The 18,378-nt window shown below is 72.9% G+C and carries 18 protein-coding genes and 1 pseudogene; 12 read left to right on the plus strand and 7 right to left on the minus strand.

The annotated features are described in order from the left end of the window. Nucleotides 1-49: 49 nt before the first annotated feature. A complete protein-coding gene (locus ACQEVC_RS29870; RefSeq protein ID WP_432884063.1) occupies nucleotides 50-1,006 on the minus strand; it encodes an EamA family transporter in 957 nt (318 codons plus the stop codon). A 72-nt stretch (nucleotides 1,007-1,078) separates the two neighbouring features. On the opposite strand from ACQEVC_RS29870, the gene ACQEVC_RS29875 reads away from it, so the two are divergent. Together ACQEVC_RS29875 and ACQEVC_RS29880 are read left to right on the plus strand one after the other, a co-directional pair. Next, entirely contained in the window at nucleotides 1,079-1,984 is a 906-nt protein-coding gene (locus tag ACQEVC_RS29875) for a LysR family transcriptional regulator (protein ID WP_432884066.1), read from the plus strand. A gap of 62 nt (nucleotides 1,985-2,046) precedes the next feature. Beyond that, nucleotides 2,047-2,349, plus strand: coding sequence for a DUF1905 domain-containing protein (locus ACQEVC_RS29880; RefSeq protein ID WP_432891755.1), 303 nt, complete (start codon nucleotides 2,047-2,049; stop codon nucleotides 2,347-2,349). A 114-nt stretch (nucleotides 2,350-2,463) separates the two neighbouring features. Here the strand turns inward: ACQEVC_RS29880 and ACQEVC_RS29885 are convergent, their stop codons facing one another. The 3 genes from ACQEVC_RS29885 to ACQEVC_RS29895 all read right to left on the minus strand — a co-directional run bounded on the left by ACQEVC_RS29885 (nucleotide 2,464) and on the right by ACQEVC_RS29895 (nucleotide 4,763). Next, nucleotides 2,464-3,054, minus strand: coding sequence for a hypothetical protein (locus ACQEVC_RS29885; protein WP_432884069.1), 591 nt, complete (start codon nucleotides 3,052-3,054; stop codon nucleotides 2,464-2,466). A gap of 82 nt (nucleotides 3,055-3,136) precedes the next feature. Then, the gene (locus ACQEVC_RS29890) at nucleotides 3,137-3,466 is read right to left on the minus strand and encodes a hypothetical protein (protein ID WP_432884072.1); all 330 of its coding nucleotides are present in this window, start codon (nucleotides 3,464-3,466) and stop codon (nucleotides 3,137-3,139) included. Nucleotides 3,467-3,608: 142 nt separating this feature from the next. Further along, nucleotides 3,609-4,763, minus strand: coding sequence for a phospholipase D-like domain-containing protein (locus tag ACQEVC_RS29895; RefSeq protein ID WP_432884074.1), 1,155 nt, complete (start codon nucleotides 4,761-4,763; stop codon nucleotides 3,609-3,611). A gap of 103 nt (nucleotides 4,764-4,866) precedes the next feature. On the opposite strand from ACQEVC_RS29895, the gene ACQEVC_RS29900 reads away from it, so the two are divergent. Then, nucleotides 4,867-5,559, plus strand: coding sequence for a helix-turn-helix domain-containing protein (locus tag ACQEVC_RS29900; RefSeq protein WP_318394073.1), 693 nt, complete (start codon nucleotides 4,867-4,869; stop codon nucleotides 5,557-5,559). On the opposite strand, the gene ACQEVC_RS29905 is transcribed toward ACQEVC_RS29900, so the two are convergent. Continuing rightward, on the minus strand, nucleotides 5,556-5,957 hold the full coding sequence (locus ACQEVC_RS29905) for a VOC family protein (RefSeq protein WP_432884077.1): 402 nt from the start codon (nucleotides 5,955-5,957) through the stop codon (nucleotides 5,556-5,558). The two genes, ACQEVC_RS29900 and ACQEVC_RS29905, sit on opposite strands and share 4 nt — an antisense overlap. Before the next feature lie 265 nt (nucleotides 5,958-6,222). Between ACQEVC_RS29905 and ACQEVC_RS29910 the strand changes: the two genes are divergently transcribed. The 8 genes from ACQEVC_RS29910 (at nucleotide 6,223) to ACQEVC_RS29945 (ending at nucleotide 16,194) form a co-directional block, all read left to right on the plus strand. Further along, complete coding sequence (locus tag ACQEVC_RS29910) at nucleotides 6,223-6,372, plus strand: hypothetical protein (RefSeq protein WP_432884079.1); 150 nt, start codon at nucleotides 6,223-6,225, stop codon at nucleotides 6,370-6,372. A gap of 16 nt (nucleotides 6,373-6,388) precedes the next feature. Beyond that, the gene (locus ACQEVC_RS29915) at nucleotides 6,389-7,858 is read left to right on the plus strand and encodes a class I SAM-dependent methyltransferase (RefSeq protein WP_432884082.1); all 1,470 of its coding nucleotides are present in this window, start codon (nucleotides 6,389-6,391) and stop codon (nucleotides 7,856-7,858) included. Beyond that, the gene (locus tag ACQEVC_RS29920) at nucleotides 7,851-10,106 is read left to right on the plus strand and encodes a sulfatase-like hydrolase/transferase (RefSeq protein WP_432884085.1); all 2,256 of its coding nucleotides are present in this window, start codon (nucleotides 7,851-7,853) and stop codon (nucleotides 10,104-10,106) included. The genes ACQEVC_RS29915 and ACQEVC_RS29920 overlap by 8 nt, the downstream gene beginning before the upstream one ends. 308 nt (nucleotides 10,107-10,414) lie before the next feature. Then, nucleotides 10,415-11,698, plus strand: a complete 1,284-nt coding sequence (locus ACQEVC_RS29925; RefSeq protein WP_432884087.1) for a citrate synthase — start codon at nucleotides 10,415-10,417, stop codon at nucleotides 11,696-11,698. Between the two features lie 199 nt (nucleotides 11,699-11,897). Then, the gene (locus tag ACQEVC_RS29930) at nucleotides 11,898-12,626 is read left to right on the plus strand and encodes an acetate uptake transporter family protein (RefSeq protein ID WP_432884090.1); all 729 of its coding nucleotides are present in this window, start codon (nucleotides 11,898-11,900) and stop codon (nucleotides 12,624-12,626) included. Nucleotides 12,627-12,912: 286 nt separating this feature from the next. After that, on the plus strand, nucleotides 12,913-13,878 hold the full coding sequence (locus tag ACQEVC_RS29935) for an SRPBCC family protein (protein ID WP_432884092.1): 966 nt from the start codon (nucleotides 12,913-12,915) through the stop codon (nucleotides 13,876-13,878). A 26-nt stretch (nucleotides 13,879-13,904) separates the two neighbouring features. After that, complete coding sequence (locus ACQEVC_RS29940; RefSeq protein WP_432884094.1) at nucleotides 13,905-15,077, plus strand: zinc-dependent alcohol dehydrogenase; 1,173 nt, start codon at nucleotides 13,905-13,907, stop codon at nucleotides 15,075-15,077. 157 nt (nucleotides 15,078-15,234) lie between these two features. After that, a complete protein-coding gene (locus ACQEVC_RS29945) occupies nucleotides 15,235-16,194 on the plus strand; it encodes a PrsW family intramembrane metalloprotease (protein WP_432884097.1) in 960 nt (319 codons plus the stop codon). A 76-nt stretch (nucleotides 16,195-16,270) separates the two neighbouring features. Here ACQEVC_RS29945 and ACQEVC_RS29950 read toward each other — a convergent pair. Continuing rightward, nucleotides 16,271-17,092, minus strand: a pseudogene (locus ACQEVC_RS29950) (DMT family transporter); the annotation flags it as partial. 299 nt (nucleotides 17,093-17,391) lie between these two features. Here ACQEVC_RS29950 and ACQEVC_RS29955 point away from each other — a divergent pair. Beyond that, nucleotides 17,392-17,754: a DUF3817 domain-containing protein gene (locus ACQEVC_RS29955; RefSeq protein WP_432884100.1), complete on the plus strand. Its 363-nt coding sequence runs from the start codon at nucleotides 17,392-17,394 to the stop codon at nucleotides 17,752-17,754. Between the two features lie 17 nt (nucleotides 17,755-17,771). Here the strand turns inward: ACQEVC_RS29955 and ACQEVC_RS29960 are convergent, their stop codons facing one another. Then, entirely contained in the window at nucleotides 17,772-18,317 is a 546-nt protein-coding gene (locus ACQEVC_RS29960) for a hypothetical protein (RefSeq protein ID WP_432884102.1), read from the minus strand. Between the last annotated feature and the right edge of the window lie 61 nt (nucleotides 18,318-18,378).

Raw genomic sequence — 18,378 nt, forward strand, 5'->3', positions numbered from 1 at the left:
AGCTAGCTCGCCGACAGTGCGGGGGAGCTGCCCACGGGTCGCGCCTTCGTCATTCGCGCAGGTTCCTGCCGGTGCCTGCGGGCCGGCGTTGAGCCAATGGCGTTGCCACCGGTCGGGTTGGGGCCTTGGCCTCCAACATGCCGGCGTCTCGCTGCGCCGGAGCCCGCACCACCAGCGCCAGCCCGACCAGTACGACCGCACCGGCCACGATCTCCGCCCACGTGATCGGCTCGCCGAGCAGCAGGGCGGCGGCGGCCAGCCCGAAGATCGGCACCAGCAGGCTGAACGGGGCGACCCGGGCCACCGAGTAGGTGCCGATCAGCCGGTTCCAGATGCCCCAGCCGACCAGCGTCGAGAGGTACCCGACGTAGCCGACCGCCAGCACCGCGCTCCAGGACATCCCGATGATCGCGTCGAGCACCACCCGTGGCCCGTCCACCACGCCGGCCAGGCCGAGAAGCGGCAGCGGCGGTACCAGGCTGGACCAGACCAGCAGCGACAGCGGCCGGGTCTCGCCGCTGGCCCGGACCACCACGTTCGCCAGCGCCCAACTGCCGGCGGCGGCCAGGGTGAGCGCGAAACCGATCGCGGTGGCGTGCCCACCCGTGCCGACCGCCAGCAGGGCGATCCCGGCCGAGCCGGTCAGCACCCCGGCGAGCTGCGTACCGCTCGGGCGCTCGCCGAGAAAGGCGGTGGCGAGCATCACCGAGACCATCGCCTGGGTCTGCAACACCAGCGAGGCGAGCCCGGGCGGCATCCCGGCGTCGATGGCGACGAAGAGGAGGCCGAACTTGAAGACGCCGAGGACCAGCCCGTAGCCGAGCACGTACCGGAGCCGCGCCGTCGGCCGGGGGACCAGGAAGACCAGCGGCAGTGCGGCGGCGACGAACCGCAGCGCGGTCAGCACCAGCGGCGGCAGGTCGCGGAGGCCGACCTCGATGACGACGAAGTTGACTCCCCAGAGGGCGGCGACCAGGACCGCCTGCATGCGGTGCGGAAATCTCATGCCGACCACGCTGCCGGCCGGCTCGTTTAAGGTCCAGTTCAAGATTCTTAACGGGTGTTGTAGCGTGCCTACATGGACCTGGACGTCCGGCGCCTGCGCGTACTGCACGAGGTGGCGCTGCGCGGCGGGGTGACCGCTGCCGCCGCCGCGCTGCACGTCACCCCGTCGGCGGTCTCTCAGCAGCTCGCCCAGCTCGCCCGCGAGGCCGGCTATCCGCTGGTCGAACGCTCCGGCCGGGGCGTGGTGCTCACCTCCGCCGGGCAGGTGCTCGCCGGGCACGCCGAGCGGATCCTCGGCGCCGTCGAGCAGGCGGTCACCGGGCTCGCCGTCGCGCACCGGCGGGTCGCCGGGACCGTCCGGGTCGGCTCGTTCCCGTCCGCTGCCGGCGCCCTGGTCGCCCCGGCCGCCGCCCGGGCGATGGCCGCACACCCCGACCTCGACGTACGGGTGAGCGAGGCCGAGGACGAGCAGAGCCGGCTGGACCTGCGCTCCGCCGCGCTGGACATCGCGGTCCTCCAGGAGTACGACCACGTACCCGGGATCGCCACCGCCGAGCTGGACCGGCACCCGATCGCGACCGACCCGATGCACCTGATCACTCCGGTCGGCTGGGGCCGGCGCACCGGGTGGCTCGCCGACCTGTCCGAGGTGCCCTGGGTGGCCAGTGCTGCGCACACCCCGTGCGGCCGGTCCACCCTGCACGCCTGCCACCTGGCCGGCTTCGAGCCCGACATCCGGCACCGGGCGGTCGACTTCGCGCTCACCCTGGACCTGGTGGCAGCCGGGCTCGGTGCCGCACTGGTGCCGGGGATGGCGTTGCGCAACGTACCGGCCGGGGTGCGCGTCGAGCCGCTGCTCCGGCCGGTCACCGGTCGCCGGATCTTCGCGGTGACCCGTCCGCGCGGCGACGGCCCGGTCCATCCGGCAATCGCCGCCGTGCTGGACGCGTTGGCCCAGGTACCACCCGCAACGCACTGACCGCCCGGTGCCGCAGGGCATCGTCGAGGAGTTCGTCGGTGCCGCGTGTGATGCTGGCCGGCGTGATCGTCGATTTCGAGGCCGAGCTGTGGATCTGGGACGCCCGGCGTGACGACAGTTGGACGTTCGTAAGCCTGCCGGCCGAGGCGTCCGAGGAGATCCGCGAGCTGACCGCCGGACGGCGTCGCGGCTTCGGTTCACTCCGCGTCCGGGTCACCCTGGGCGGCAGCGGGTGGACGACCTCGATCTTCCCGGACAGCGCGCGGGGATGCTTCGTGCTGCCGGTCAAGCGCGCCGTCCGCAGGGCCGAAGGGCTCGACGCCGGTGACCTCGCCGCCGTGACCGTCGAACTCCTCGATTCCTGACCGTCCACATCCTCGACTGTCGAGTCGGAACGCCCCCGGCACCGCCCGTCGCACGACCGCGGCCGAGCACCCCTGCGAGTCCTGCCGCATCGCGTCGAACAGCAGGTCCGGGGGCTACGGTCGGTCGGCGGCCTGGATGGGAACAGACTCCCGGAGCAGCGTTCCGAGTGCCGCCCAGGTGTCGGCCACGGTCGCCCAGTCCGGCACAGCGCCGTCCGGCGGCCGTTCGTCGGTCCCGCCCAGGAACAGGTAGCGGTGCTCGACGGTCTCCAGGTGGGCCAGTACGTCGAGCCGGTCATCGACGAAGTGGGTGATGCCGAGGCGCTGGCAGACCGGCGCCTTGTCCCGGCGTTCCCGGACGAAGTGCAGGTGGCCGACGGGGATGCCGGTGCGGTCGAAGAACCGGTGGTGGACCAGCCAGGCGCGGGTGTTGGCGGCCACCTTCGGCCCCGCCTTGGAGACCAGGTGCAGCCGCCCGGCGAACGGTCCGGCGGTCAGCGCGGCGAGGGCGTCGAAGACTCCCGGCACCGCCGGTGTCAGCAACGGCTGGCCGCCGAAGAACGAGGTGTCGTCGTCCCGGCCGGCGAGCGTGACGAGTACCCCTCCGACGTCGACGCCGAGCATCGGCGGTCGGGTCGGCCCCGGGCCCCGGTACGGCCCGGGCTGCTGTCCCGGCCGGCGTTGCCCGACCCGCTGCCGTGCCACCTCGACCTCCGACCCGCCGTGGAACCGCCCACCGCGACGCCGCCAGGCTATCGGCGGACCGCTGGCCGACGACAGTGCGTTTTCAGGCCGGCAGGTCCAGGTCGAGGCCGAGCCATCCGGCGAGGTCCCGGATCTCCCGGGTCATCGCGCCGGTCGACCCGCCAGACGCACTTGACCCCTCGACGACCGCCGGCTCACCCGCGTCGCCGACGTCCGACGGCTCCACCGGGCACTCCGGCCCGCGTGCCCGGGCGATCCCGAGGGCGCGCAGCCGCCGCTCGTCGCGCAGCCGCCGCGCCTGCTCCTCGGGTACGGCCTCGGCGGGGTAGACCCGGGTCGCCAGGTCCCACAGCCGGTGCCGACCGTCCCGACCGGCGACCGCCACCTCGCCGCGCAGCACCATGAATTCCACCGACGTCGAGCAGCGTCTCCGGCCGGGGCCGGTCCAGCAGTTGGGCCCGTACGGCGATCCGCCGCGCGTCGCGTCGGGAGAGCTCGTGCACGACCACCCGCCCAGGCTAGGCGAGCGCACCGGCGCAGTGCCGGGCCCGGGGCTACCGCCGCCCGAGGAAGCGCTGACCGGCGAGTTCGATCCGTTCGATCTCGGTACGGAAGAAGCCGGCGATCTCGGCGCACCGGTCGAGGTTGGTCGGGCCGCCCTCCCGGCGGGGCAGGTCCGGATAGGGGCTGCCGACCACGAAGATGTTCTCGTCGTTGAACTGGTTGGCCGGGGCCGTGTAGTTGAACGAGCCGGCGACCACCACCGCCTCGTCGATCACCATCAGCTTGTGGTGCAGCTTGCCGAAGGCCGGTGACCGGACCGGGGCGTACAGCGCGATGTTGGCCCGGTCGAGGTCGTGGGTGGCGGCCCACTTCTGCACGCCCTGCCCGGGGTCCACCGCCCCGGTCACGGTACGCCCGGCGGCGGCCAGCGCGATCATCGCGTCGTCGATCCCGGACGAGCCGGAGAAGGTGAAGATGGCGAAGTCGACCCGGGCGGTCGCCTTCAGCATCTGCTTCATGATCTCCAGCTCCGGGGTGTGGTCCGGCGCGAACAGCACCTTCACCGGCACCCCGCCGACGTTGTACGCGTTCGGCACCCGGCCGTGCTCGCCGCGCCCGAACCGCCCCTGCCGGAGCCGGGCGAACTCGTCGGCGTACTCCTGGCAGATCCGGGTGTCGTGGAAGACCACGACGTGGTTCAGGTTGCGGTGGCAGTCGGTGCCGGTGAAGTTGGCCGAGCCGGAGAGCACCGCCGCCCGCCCGGCGGCCCGCTGCCGGTAGTCGCGGACCGCGAACTTCTGGTGGAAGATCGCCGGGTTGTAGTCGGCCTTGACGTCGACGTTGCAGCGCAGCAGCGCGGCGACGATCCGCCGGTTCGGTTCCAGGCTGCGGCTGCCGGGCTCCGGCTCCCACTGGGCCCGGCGCCGGGCGTCCGCCTCGGGTTCGCCGGCCCGGACGGTGACCCGGGGCAGTTTGGCCGTCCGCAGGTAGTCCTGCTCCAGCACCATCCGGACGCTGACGCCCCGGAACCGGGCGTCCAGGATCGCCTGGGCGATCGGCTCCGAGTCGAGTTCCTGGACGGCGATGTCGAGGCTCTCCCGGGCGCCGGCGATGAAGTCGACCACCACCTGTTCGAGGTCGTCGGCCGCGCCGAGTTCCCGAGGGCCGACGTACGCCTCGATCTTCTTGCCGGCGAAGGTCGCCATGCGGCACAGGTTCGCATCCCGGGCCCCGCACCGGTGTCGTCCTGGTTACAAACCCGGCCCCGGACCGGACAGCCGTACCCGTTCGGGTGGCAGGCTGGGGGCCGTGTATCGGGAGCGGATGTCCGGGCTGGCCGGTGCCGTCGTCTGGACGGTCACCCGGACCGCCGACGCCGGCCCGGGACGGGTCCTGCCGGACGGCTGCATGGATCTGATCTGGTCCAGCCGGAGCGGCCTGCTGGTCGCCGGCCCGGACACGGTCGCCCAGGTCGCCGCCGGACCGGCCGGCGAGCGGTACGTGGGACTGCGCTTCCCGCCGGGCACCGGCCCGGCGGTCTTCGGGCTGCCGGCACACGCGCTGCGGGACCAGCGGGTTCCGCTCGCCGCGCTCTGGCCGGGACCGGAGGTGGCCGAGCTGGCCGAGCGGGTGGCGTCGCACGACCGGCCCGGCCGGGTGCTGGAGTCGGTCGCGGCCGCCCGGCTCGCCGCCGACGGCGGCCCGGACCCGCTCGCCGCGCCGCTCGCCGCCGGGCTCGCCGTCGGCGGCGACGTGGCCGGCACGGCCGACGCGCTGGGGCTCGGCACCCGGCAGCTACACCGGCGCAGCCTGGCACTGTTCGGGTACGGCCCCAAGACGCTGGCCCGGATCCTGCGGATGCGCCGCGCGCTCGCCCTGGCCCGGTCGGGTACGCCGGCCGCCGAGGTCGCCGCCCGCACCGGGTACGCCGACCAGGCGCACCTGTCCCGCGAGGTCAGGAGCCTGGCCGGGGTACCACTGCGGCAGCTTGTCAGGTCCTAGCCCGCTGCGGGTGCGAGCGGGGCGTAGAGGTCGACGCCGTTGCCGTCCGGGTCGAGCAGCACCGCGTACCGCTGGCCCCAGGGCGCGTCCCACGGCTTGAGACGGCCCTCGTGGCCGGCGGCGGTCATCTCGGCGTACACGCTGTCCACCTCGGCCGGATCGGCGCACCGGAAGGCGAGGCTCATCTGCGACCCGGCCGGCGGCGAAAAGTCCGGCTCGATCGAGCGGACCATCTCGTGGGTATCCCACATCAGGCGCACTCCGCCGGGCAGGGTGAACTCGGCATGCGGCTCGGTGTCGGCACCGGCCGGGATCTCCAGTCCCAGCTTCCGGTAGAAGGCGAGAGATCGGGCCATGTCGGCCACGACCAGCCCGAATGCGTCTAGTCTCGGTGTCATTCGGGCAGCGTAGGAACCGGTTGCGTCCGCGTCTTGAACGAATCGGACCTGCCGGCCCGGCGTTCCGGGTGCCGGTGCGGTCGGCGGATCATCGGCGTACGGTGTGTTTAACGGCATCCGACGTTCTGCTTTCCGCCACTTGGCCGGTGGGTTGCGGGGCGTCGGCCACGTTGTCGTGCGCGCGGGTCGGGTCGTCCGGGCAGGCGGCCGGACACGGCGCTCTTTTTTGGGTACGGGGGTAGACAGAAAGGGAGGTAGCCGGGAGATGGAACAACTGGCCTACCTGGACGCGGGATCGGGCAGCCTCATCGTGCAGGCCGTGGTCGGCGGCGTCGCCGGGGTCGCGGTGGCGGCGAAACTCTACTGGCGCAGACTGACCAGCCGGTTCCGCAAGCAGCCCTCGAAGCAGGATTGAGGGCGGTCCACACCCGATGGTCGCACCACCTCCCGTCCCGGCAACGTCCAGCACCCCCGATTCCGTTCCCCGAGCCGATCCCGGCTCCTTCCGCGACCCGGCGAACCGGGTCTTCCACGCCGACGGCCAGGTCCTCCGGGGCCTCGGCCCGCAGGCCGCCGAGGACTGGCGGGCACTCGCCGGTGCAGAGTTCTTCGGCCGGCTGCTCGCCGACGGCAAGGTCTGCGGCACCGAGACCGTCGACCCGGCGACACTGCCGGCGAGCGCTGCCGTGCAGTGGGCGACCGTACTCCGGCACGAGCGCATCCCGTTCGTGTCGTACCCGTACGAGTGGTCCTTCGCCATGTTGCGGGACGCCGCACTGCTGCACCTGGAGATCCTCCGTACGGCGGTACCGGCCGGCTTCACCACGAAGGACGGTTCGGCGTACAACCTCCAGTGGCGGGGCGCCGAGCCGGTCTTCATCGACATCGGTTCGTTCGAGCCGGCCCGCGACGGCGAGCCGTGGGCCGGCTACCGGCAGTTCTGCCAGACCCTGCTCTATCCGCTGCTGCTCCAGGCCCATCTGGGGCTGGACTTCCAGCCCTGGCTGCGATCCCGGATCGACGGCATCGAGGCGGGCGAGCTGCGCAAGCTCTTCGGCGGGACCCGGCGGTTCCGGGCCGGCGTGCTCAAGCACGTGCACCTGCACGACGCCATCCAGTCCCGGTACGCCGCCGCCAGCACCGGTACCGTGCGGGCGGAGTTGAAGGACGCGGGCTTCTCCCGGGACCTGGTCCTGGCCACCCTGCGCGCGCTGGAGAAGCTGGTCGGCCGGCTCGACTGGCAGCCGCCGGCCAGCCACTGGTCCGGCTACCGGGAAACCTGCACCTACTCGACCGCCGACCGGGAGGCCAAGGAGCGGTTCGTCGCCGAGGCCCTGGCCGAGCCGAACCGGTCCCGGCTGGTGCTGGACCTCGGCGCCAACGACGGCACGTACTCGCGGCTGGCCGCCGGGTACGCCGACTACGTGGTCGCGGTGGAGAGCGACCCGGCCGTGGTCGACCAGCTCTACCGCCGGCTGCGGGCCGACGGCGAGCGCCGGGTGCTGCCGCTGGTGATGGACCTGGCCGACCCGTCGCCGGGCGGCGGCTGGCGCGGGGTGGAGCGGGGTTCCTTCGCCGCCCGGGCCGAGGCGGACGCGGTGCTCGCGCTGGCCGTGGTGCACCATCTCGCCATCGGGCGCAACGTCCCGCTGCCCGAGGTGGTCGACTGGCTGGTCGGGCTGCTCGCGGCGGCGGAGGGCGGCGGCCGGCTGGTGGTCGAGTTCGTGCATCCGGACGACCCGATGGCGGTCCGGCTGCTGGCGAACAAGCCGGCCGGCCTCTTCCCGGACTACCGCCGGGAGGAGTTCGAGCGGCTGCTCGGGCAGCGGTGCACGATCGTCCGCCGGCTCGAACTGCCGTCCGGCACCCGCACCCTCTACCTCGGGACGCCGCGTGGCTGAGCCCGCTACCACCGGGCCGGCCCCCGACGACGTCCCACCCACCGACGACGCCCCACCGACGGACGAGGCACGGCCCGGGGCGTCGGGTGGGGATGCGGGACCGGTCGCCGCCGCCACGCCCGGTGGGGATGCCGAGCCGGTCGCTGCCGAGCCGGTCGCTGCCGGGGCGCCGGAGCGACCGGGAGTGGCCGCCCGGTCATGGCGTCGGGTCGAGTCGCGGGCCCTGGTGGAGATCGTGGCGCTCTGCGGACTGGTGATCACCCAGCCACTGCTCGACGTGACCGGGAAGAGCCCGGACTTCTTCCTCTTCCACGGCGCAGGCCGGCGGGACATCCTGCTGCTGGTGGCCGCGTACACCGTGCTGCCGCCGTTGGTGCTGTGGGGGACCGGTGCGCTGCTCGGGCTGCTCGGCCGCCGGGTCGCGGGGCCGGCCCGGGGCCGGGCGGTCCGGGCGGTACTGCACACGACGACCCTCGGCCTGCTGCTCGCCGCGCTGGCGGTCCAGGTGGGTAAACAGCTCACCCCGGTACGCGGCGCGCCGCTGGTCGTGCTCGCCGTGGCGGTCGGCGCCGCCGGGGCGTACGCGTACCGGCGCTGGCAGGTCACCGGCCAGGTGCTCCGGGTCGCCGCGGTCGGTCCACTGGTCTTCGTGCTGCTCTTCGTCTTCGCCTCGCCCGCCTCGGCCGTGGTGCTGCCGGGGGAGCGGTCCGGGGCGGCCGGGGCGAGCCGGGGCGGGGTCAGTCATCCGCCGGTGGTGATGCTGATCCTGGACGAGTTCCCGCTGACCTCCCTGCTCGACGCGTCGGGCGCGATCGACGCCCGCCGCTACCCGAACTTTGCCCGGCTGGCCGGCGAGTCGACCTGGTACCGCAACGCGACCGGGGTGAGCGGCTACACCCCGTACGCGCTGCCGGCGATGCTGACCGGTCGGTACCCGGGCGAGCAGCAGGCGCCGCACCACTCGCGCTATCCGGACAACCTGTTCACGGTGTTCGCCGGGCCGTACCAGATCCGGGCCCAGGAGAGCATCACCCAACTCTGCCCGCCACGGGTCTGCCCGGACCGGGCCGCCGGATCCGCCCGGGGCGGCCTGCCGACGCTGCTGCGGGAGAGCGCCACCCTGCTGGAGCAGATCGTCTCGCCGTCCGAGACGGGGCAGCGCGACCCCGAGGACTCGTACCGGGAGATCACCCGGCGCGAGGCCGGGGACGCCGACGAACCGCCGCCGCCGACGGATCCGCAGTTCCGCTGGGGCGCGCTGGACGAGAACCAGCCGGCCCGGTTCGCCGACTTCCTCGCCACCCTCCGGCCGACCGTCAGGCCGACGCTGCACTTCCTGCACCTGCTGCTGCCGCACTCGCCGTGGAACTACCTGCCCTCCGGGATCCGATACGGGTCACCGGACGGGATGCCCAACGACGGTGACGGTTGGGTCGAGCTGGCCCACCGGCGGCACCTGCTGCAACTGGAGTACACCGACCGGCTGCTCGGCGAGACGCTGCGCCGGCTGGACGAGACCGGCCTCTACGACGACGCGCTGGTGGTGCTCACCGCGGACCACGGGGTCAGCTTCACCCCGGGGGTGCAGGGGCGCGGGCTGGGCGCGGTGCAGCGGGTGCCGGGCGAGGTGCTCTGGGTACCGCTCTTCGTGAAGCGGCCGGGGCAGCGGGCCGGCGCGGTCGACGACCGGAACTGGGAGCACGTCGACCTGCTGCCGACCGTCGCCGACCTGGCCGGTGTCGAGGTGCCGTGGCGGACCGACGGCGCCTCGGCGCTGCGTACCACCCGGGCTCCCGCGGACAAGCACTACTACGACCAGCCGGGGCAGCCGCGTACGGTGCCGGCCGGTGTCTTCGCCGACGTGGTCGCCGGCCGGGCGGGCCCGGTGCTGCCGGCGCAGCCTCGACCGGACCTGATCGGTCGCTCCGTCGCCGAGCTTCCACTCGGCTCGGAGGCCGGCTCGGTGACCGTGCGGAACCGGTCCGATTTCGATCAGATCGACCAGACGGGTGGCCGGCTGCCGGCACTGGTCTACGGCACCGTGCCCGACTCGGTGCCGAACGGGACGCTGCTGGCGGTGGCGGTCAACGGCCGGATCGGTGCGGTGGCTCCGGTGGTGCCGCCGGACCCGGGCGGGCAGCGGTTCGGCGCCCTGGTGACCGACGAGTCGCTCTTCCTGCCGGGCCGGAACACCGTGGACGTGTTCCAGGTCACCGACACCGGCACCCTGCGCCCGCTGCGCGACTGACCCGCCGAGCCGGCCGGGCCTGCCCTGACCTGGGGATCGGCCCGGCTGGCGACGGCCGCCGGCGGGTGCGCCGGGACCATCCGCGCCGGCCGGGCCGGACCCGGCTCCCATGATCGCGGCCAATGCGCGCCCGGACGGGAGTTCGGCGTCGGGGCAGCGGATAGCAGGTTTCTTCCCGGCGGCAAACGTGTGACCAGCGTGATCCATCACTCACCGGTCGACCACCCGAGGTCCTCGGCTACCCTGCACGATTACCGTAAAAAGTGAAGGCAATTCAACGTAGATTCTGCCGGCGAAGCGAGGATCACATGACGGATGTCAAACTCGACCACCCGGGCGGCCAGCTGTCGATACCGGTCAAGCCCGCGGTCGACGGCCCAGCCGGCATCGCCACGGGCAACCTGTTGAAAGAGACGGGGTACGTCACCTACGACCCCGGATTCGTCAACACCGCGGCCTGCTCCTCGGGGATCACCTACATCGACGGCGACGCGGGCATCCTGCGTTACCGGGGCTACCCGATCGAGCAGTTGGCCGAGAAGTCCTCCTTCCTGGAGGTGTCGTACCTGCTGATCTACGGCGAGCTGCCCACCACGGCACAGCTCACCGAGTTCGACGAGTGGATCCGGCGGCACTCGCTGCTGCACGAGGAGATGCGGCGCTTCTTCGACGGTTTCCCCCGGGATGCGCACCCGATGGCCGTGCTCTCCTCCGCGGTGAGCGCCATCTCCACCTTTTACCAGGACAGCCTCGACCCGTTCGACCGGGAGCACGTGGAGATCTCCACCGTGCGGCTGATGGCCAAGGTGCCGACCATCGCGTCGTACGCGTACAAGAAGTCGATCGGGCAGGCGATGCTCTACCCGGACAACTCGCTCGGGTACGTCGAGAATCTCCTCCGGATGACCTTCGGAGTGCCGGCGGAGCCGTACGAGGTGGATCCGGTCGTGGCCCGGGTGCTCGACATGCTCCTGGTGCTGCACGCCGACCACGAGCAGAACTGCTCCACCTCCACTGTCCGGCTGGTCGGTTCGAGCCAGGCGAACCTCTTCGCCTCGGTCTCGGCCGGGGTGAACGCGCTGTTCGGTCCGCTGCACGGCGGCGCCAACCAGGCGGTGCTGGAGATGCTCGACGACATCAGGGCCGGCGGCGGCGACGTGCCGGCCTTCGTCCGGCGGGTGAAGGACAAGGAGCCGGGCGTCAAGCTGATGGGCTTCGGGCACCGGGTCTACAAGAACTACGACCCCAGGGCCGCCATCGTCAAGAAGGCCGCCCAGGACGTACTGGCCCGGATGAACAAGCCGGACCCGCTGCTGGACCTCGCGATGCAGTTGGAGGAGATCGCCCTCGCCGACGACTACTTCGTGTCCCGCCGGCTCTACCCGAACGTCGACTTCTACACGGGGCTGATCTACAAGGCGATGGGCTTCCCGACCAAGATGTTCACCGTGCTCTTCGCGCTCGGCCGGCTGCCCGGCTGGATCGCACAGTGGCGGGAGATGATTTCGGACCCGGAGACCAAGATCGGCCGCCCCCGGCAGATCTACACCGGCGCCGCCGAGCGGGACTACGTACCGGTCGAGAAGCGCTGATCCATCCCAGGCCGTGAGGCCCGGTCGTTCACCGGCCGTCGACGCGTACCGTGCGCGCCGGCGGCCGGTTTGTCGTGGGCCGCCCGGCGGCGGACGAAGTCGACCTTCCGTGTAATGGCTCTTACATCGGGTAGTCGGCGGTGGCCACGTGCCCGACCGCGTCAAAGCGGTGCGAACCGCTGCGTAGAAGGAGCCTGTGATGACCCATATGTCACGTTCGGCGCAACCCAGTCATGATGGCGAGTTCGAATTCTGGCGTAACCACGCGCAGATCTCCCTGCAGCCGGTGGCCGCGCCATCGATCCTGGGACTCTTCGGTTACGCGGCCGCCACCTTCGTCGTCGCCACGAACCTTGCCGGCTGGTACGGCAACACGACCACCCAGACGTTCCTGTTCCCGTTCGCCGCGATGCTGGGCGGGCTCGCGCAGTTCCTCGCCGGGATGTGGGCGTACCGGGCGCGTGACGGGCTGGCTACCGCGATGCACGGGATCTGGGGTGCGTTCTGGCTCTCCTACGGGATCCTCTACCTGCTGATCGCGATCGGCGTACTGGTCCAGCCGACCCCGTTCGTGGCGATCGGTTTCTGGTTCGCCGCGCTCGCCGCGATCACCTGGTCCGGGGCGTTCGCCGCGCTGGCCGAGAACATCGGACTCACCCTGGTGCTGGCGACCCTCGCCGCCGGGGCCACCTGTCTGGCCGTGGGGCAGATCGCCGACATCTCGCCGTGGCGTACCGCCGGTGCCTACATCCTGATCGCCTCCGCGGTGGTCGCCTGGTACACCGCGACGGCGATGATGCTGGAGGGCACCTTCCGGCGGGTCATCCTGCCGATCGGCAAGCTGCGCGGCCCGAACGTGCCGGGCCGGGAGCCGCGCCAGGTCATCCAGTTCATGGCGGGCGAGCCCGGCATCAAGGTCGGCCAGTAGCCGACCGGCCGGCGGCGGTGCCGGCCCGACGCGCCGCACGGACGGGTTCCGGACGACGGGCCGGAGCCCGTCCGCTCCCGGTGCCCACCCCGGGTGCCCGCCCGGGTCCGGTGCGGCTGGTTTGTCGCTTTGCGACGGTTGTTCGGGTTCAGCCCGATAGCGTGATGGTGCGCGGCGTCCGCGACGACGGCCGGGCGACGGTGAACGGGCGACGACGGCCGGGCGACGACGACGGGGCGACGACGGCCGGGCGACGGTGAACGGGCGACGGTGAACGGAGGGAACGATGCGGGGAGCACCGCTGGACATGCCCGACGGAACGCTGGACATGCCCGACGGCGACGGCCAACTCCTGCCACGCGCGCTCGGCCTGCTGGGCCTCGGCCTCGGTGTCGCGGCGCTCGCGGCGCCGCACCAGGTCGGCAGGCTGGTCGGGCTGGACGGCCCGGCGCCGGCCCCGTCCGTCGTACTGCGGGCGATCGGTGCCCGCGAACTGGTACCGGTCCCCGGGCTGCTGTTCGCCGGCCGGCCGGCGGGCTGGGCCTGGGTCCGGGTCGCCGGGGACCTGCTGGATCTGCTACTGCTCGCCCGGGCGCTGCCGCACCGGCGCGGCCAGCACCGCCGGCGGGTCGCCGCCACCCTGGGCGCCGTCGCCGGAATCACCGCCGTCGACGTGCTGGCCGCGCTGCGGAGCGGGCGCTCCGCCGGGGCCCGGCGTCGGACGCTGCGCGCCAGTGCCACCGTCACCGTCAACCGGCCGGCCGACGAGGTCTACCGGTTCTGGCGGGACTTCGAGAACCTGCCCCGGTTCATGTACCACGTGGAGTCGGTCCGCTCCGACGGGGACGGGCGGTCACACTGGACCGTCCGGGGCCCGGGCGGGCGGCGGATCGAGTGGGACGCCGAACTGGTCGAGGACAACCTCAGCGAGATGATCGCCTGGCGTTCGGCCCGTGGTGCCCGGGTACCCAACGCGGGGCGGGTCCGGTTCGCCCGCGCGGCCGGCGGCCGGGGCACCGAGATCCGGGTCGACCTGGCGTACGCGCCGCCGGGCGGGGCGGTGGGCCGGGCCGTCGCAGCGCTCTTCGGCGAGGAACCGGGGCAGCAGATCCGGGACGACCTGCGCCGGTTCAAGCAGGTCATCGAGACCGGAGAGGTCGTCCGCTCGGACGGCAGCCCGGCCGGGCTGGCCACCCCGCAGCAGGTACTCCAGAAGCCGGCGCGGCCCCGGGCCGGGCGAGCGGCCGGCTGACCGATCGCGCAGACCGGAGGTGGTGCATGAAGGCGAACTGCTGGCAGGGCCGGGAGAGCGTCCGGGTGGAGGAGGTGCCCGAGCCGCGGATCCTGAACGCCCGGGACGCCGTCGTACGGGTCACCAGCACCGCCATCTGCGGCTCCGACCTGCACCTCTTCCATGGGTACATCCCGACGATGAAGCACGGCGACATCCTCGGCCACGAGTTCATGGGCGAGGTGGTCGAGGTCGGGCCGGAGGTCGGCAACCTGCGGATCGGCGACCGGGTGGTGGTGCCGTTCCCGATCGCCTGCGGCAACTGCCGGGCCTGCCAGACCGGGTTCTACTCGCTCTGCGAGAACTCCAACCCGAACGCGGGACTCGCCGAGAAGCTGCTCGGGCACTCGCCGGGCGGCCTCTTCGGCTACTCGCACATGCTCGGCGGGTACGCCGGCGGCCAGGCCGAGTACGCCCGGGTGCCCTTCGCCGACGTCGGACCGCTGAAGGTCCCCGACGACCTGCCCGACGAGAAGGTGCTCTTCCTCTCCGACATCTTCCCGACCGGTTACATGGGTGCCGAGATGTGTGGACTCACCGGTGGCGAGGTCGTCGCGGTCTGGGGCGCCGGTGCGGTGGGCCTGCTGGCGATGCGCAGCGCGTACCTGCTCGGCGCCGAGCGGGTGATCGCGATCGACCGGTATCCGTACCGGCTGCGGATGGCGCAGGAGCGGGCCGGCGCGGAGCCGCTGAACTACGAGGAGGTCGACGTGGTCGAGGCGCTGCGCGAGATGACCGGCGGCCGGGGGCCGGACGCCTGCATCGACGCGGTAGGCATGGAGGGGCACCACTCGTCGGCGGTGCTGTCCGGGTACGACCGGGTCAAGCAGTCGGCCCGGCTGGAGACCGACCGGCCGCACGCGCTGCGTCAGGCGATCATGAGCTGTCGCAACGGCGGCACGGTCTCGGTGATCGGGGCGTACGCGGGCTTCGTCGACAAGTTCCCGATCGGTTCGCTGATGAACAGGTCGCTGACGCTGCGCAGCGGGCAGTGCCACGTGCAGCGCTACACCCGGATGCTGCTGGACCGGATCCGCCGTGGCGAGGTCGACCCGAGTTTCGTCATCACCCACCGGCTGCGCCTGGAGGACGCGCCGATCGGCTTCGAGATGTTCCGGCAGAAGGCGGACGAGTGCGTCAAGGTCGTGCTCAGGGCGTGACCCGGACCCCGGCCCGACCGCCGCGAGGCGCTGTCCCGGTCGCCGGGCCGGGCCCGCGGCGCGCCGCCCCGGCACGTTCGACCCCACCCGCAGCGGGTACGCCCCGGATCCGGTCCCGGATTGGCCACCGGGGCGCGGCGGACCGTGCGGAGGCGTGATGGACGGCGTCGGCAGGCAGTGGACGGCGGCGGTGCCGGTCACGCCGCGCCGCCAGTGGCTGCGGATCTTCCTGGTCGGCCTCGCGCTCTGGCTCGCCACGGTGGTGGTCATCTTCCTCACCGGGAACCCGACCCTGCTGCCCACCCTGGTGCTGCTCGGCAGCTTCCTGGTGCCGGTGACCTTCGTGGCCTGGGCGTTCCAGCGCCGGGACACCGGCGAGGTCACCGTCAGCCTGGTCTTCGGCACCTTCCTCGCCGGTGGCGTACTCGGGATCCTTGCCTCGGCCGTGCTGGAGTCGTACCTGCTGCGCCCCTCGGTGCTGCTCTTCCTGGGGGTCGGCCTGATCGAGGAGGCCGCCAAGCTGGCCGCGCTGGCGCTGCTGACCCGGCGGTTGAGAGCCAAGACCATCCGGGACGGGATGATCCTCGGTGCCGCGGTCGGCTTCGGCTTCTCCGCGCTGGAGTCCGCCGGGTACGCCTTCATCGCGCTCTTCACCGTGCAGGGCCTGTCGGTGGTGCAGGTGGTGCAGACGGAGATCCTGCGTGGCCTGGTCGCGCCGGTCGGGCACGGGCTGTGGACCGCCATCCTCGGCGGTGTGCTCTTCGCGCCGAGCGGCCGGGACCACTTCGTGGTCGGCCTGCGGCTGCTCTTCGCCTATCTGGGTGTGGCGATCCTGCACGCGCTCTGGGACGCGATGCACACGATCGCGTTCTACCTGACCCTGTTCTTCACCGACGCGCGCGGCCTGCTCACCCTGGACGGTTCGCTGGGCCAGCCGACCCCGGTCCAGGCGGTGTTGATGCCGGCGCTGGAAGGGCTTGGGCTGGCGCTCGTCGCCGTGATCGGGGTCGTCTGGCTGGTGGTGCTGTGGCGGTCCGCCCGGCACGGACCGGGGCGGCCGACGAGCGGCTGGCGGGTGCCGACCGGTTCGGGCAGGGCACCGGCACCGCGCCCCTGAGCCGCGCCGGACCCCGGCGCCCCGGCCGTGACCGCCGCCGGCGCGGCGGGAGCTGGTCGGCCGAGGCGAGTCGTAGCACGCCCCAGGCGGCCAGGCCGGCACCGACCATCGCGGCCAGGCCGCCCCAGTAGCCGCCCGCGGTCCGTTCCCCGAGCAGCAGCACGGCGATGGCGGCCGAGGCGACCGGGTTGGCCAGCGTGACGGTGGCCAGCGGTGCGCCCAGCCCGGCGCCCCGGTAGGCGACCTGGGACAGCAGCAGCCCGGCCGCGGCCATCCCGGCCACCGCCACCGCCAGTCCGGCGGTGGCGAACACCGCGCCGCCGTCGGTGACGAGTCCGGAGACGAGCTGGGTGAGCGCGGAGGCGACCGCGAAGGCGATCCCGGCCGCGGTGGCGGTGAGCAGGCTGCGCGGCAGCGCCGACCGGCTCGCCCGGCCGGCCAGTACCAGCGCGGCCACCAGTGCGGTCGCCACCCCGGCCAGCGCCCAGCCCTGCCCGGGCAGGAGGTCGTGGTCGCCCGCCCCGGGCAGCGTCAGCGCGAGCAGCAGTACCAGGCCGGCCACCGTGGCGGCGGCCCCGGACCACTGCCGGGCCGACGCCCGGCGACCGATGGCGGCCGCCGCGATCGGCAGCGCGAGCACCAGGGTGAGTACGCCCAGCGGCTGCACCACCGAGAGCGGCCCGTACGCCAGCGCGGCGACGTGCAGGGCGGCGCCCGCGCCGTTGCCCGCCACCGAGAGCCACCAGCCGGACCGGCGCAGGACGGTGCCGAGATAGCCGCGCCCTGCGTCCCCCGTCGGTCCGGCCTGGGTGGCGAGCCGTTCCTGTAGCACCGCCGCGCCCGCGTACGCCGCTGCCGAGGCCACCGACAGGACGATCGCCAGCACCAGTGCGATCACGGCCGGCCCCCGGGACCATGAATCGTCATGACCTCATGATCCTCCGTAACCGCTCTCCTGGCGTCCCCCCGTGGTGGGCATCACCCGTACGCCGCTGGGCGTAGAAGGACGCTGCCCGGTTCACCCGGGAGGGGGAGATCCTCCTCCCCGAGAGCGGTGCCGCTCCGCTGAGGAGGACGGTCCGGACAGCCGGGGCGGCGGCGTCGCCTAAGCTGTCAGCCGGACCGGATCTCAAGCGGCCGGCCGGCGGGAACGCCGAGGCGGACCAGCGGGAGGGGGAGCGGATGCACCGTACGGCGGTGAGGCTGTTCGTGCTGGCGGCGGTCGCCGAGGCGATCTCCTGGCTGGCCCTGTTGGTCGGGATGGCGGTCAAGTACGGCCCGCCCGGCAACGAGATCGGCGTGCAGATCTTCGGCCCGGTGCACGGTGGACTCTTCCTCGCGTACGTCGGGCTGGTCCTGCTGGTGGCCCGGCTCGGCCGGTGGCGCTGGCTGACCGTCGGCGTCGCACTGGTCTGCGCGGTACCGCCGTTCGCCACCCTCGGCTTCGAGCGGTGGGCCCGGCGCCGGGGCCTGTTGACCGTCTCCTCCACCGGCTCGGTCACCGGTGCGGGGCAGCCGGCCGGAGCCGACCGGCCGCTGGAGGACGCGGCCCGACCCTGACCGGTCCGGGGTGCGCGCTAGCGTCCCAGCACGAGCCAGGCGACGAACGCGCCGATCAGCAGCAGGCCGATCGCGGCCTGGGACAGCAGTGCCGGCCCGAGATGTGACCAGAGGGTCGGGGTACGTGGCGTGAGCAGTTGTCCGGTGGTGAGGTTGACGATCCGCTCCACCCGGGGTGCGAGCCCGGCGTCCTTCTGCGAGCGTACGGTCACCTGGACGTGGTCAGCCGGCTCCAGCGCGCTCTGCGGCAGGTGTCCGTGGATCTCCATCTCGCAGAGCACACCGCTGCCGTCCCGCAGCCTCAGCGGGGTCACCAGGAACTCCGGCCCCTTGCGCAGTTCCTTCCACTTCCGTCTGGCGCCCGCACCGGCACCGGCCCGGAGCACCGAGGCGAGCAGCAGCAGCGCCACCCGGACCACCGCCGCCGTGCCGAGTACGGCGACCAGGACAGGCTGCCCGACCCGGATCTCCCGGGAGTAACCCTCCATCAGCCGTACGACGTGACCGGTGATGACCGGTCCGGGACGCCAGGCGACCCGTTCGGGAAACAGTTCACCGTCCATGTGCTCACCACCGAGAGTCCGCTCCCGAGCACAAATTGTATCGATCATGGCGAATGAACCC

The sequence above is a fragment of the Plantactinospora sp. CA-294935 genome, assembly GCF_050936445.1.
Taxonomy (GTDB): Bacteria; Actinomycetota; Actinomycetes; order Mycobacteriales; family Micromonosporaceae; genus Plantactinospora.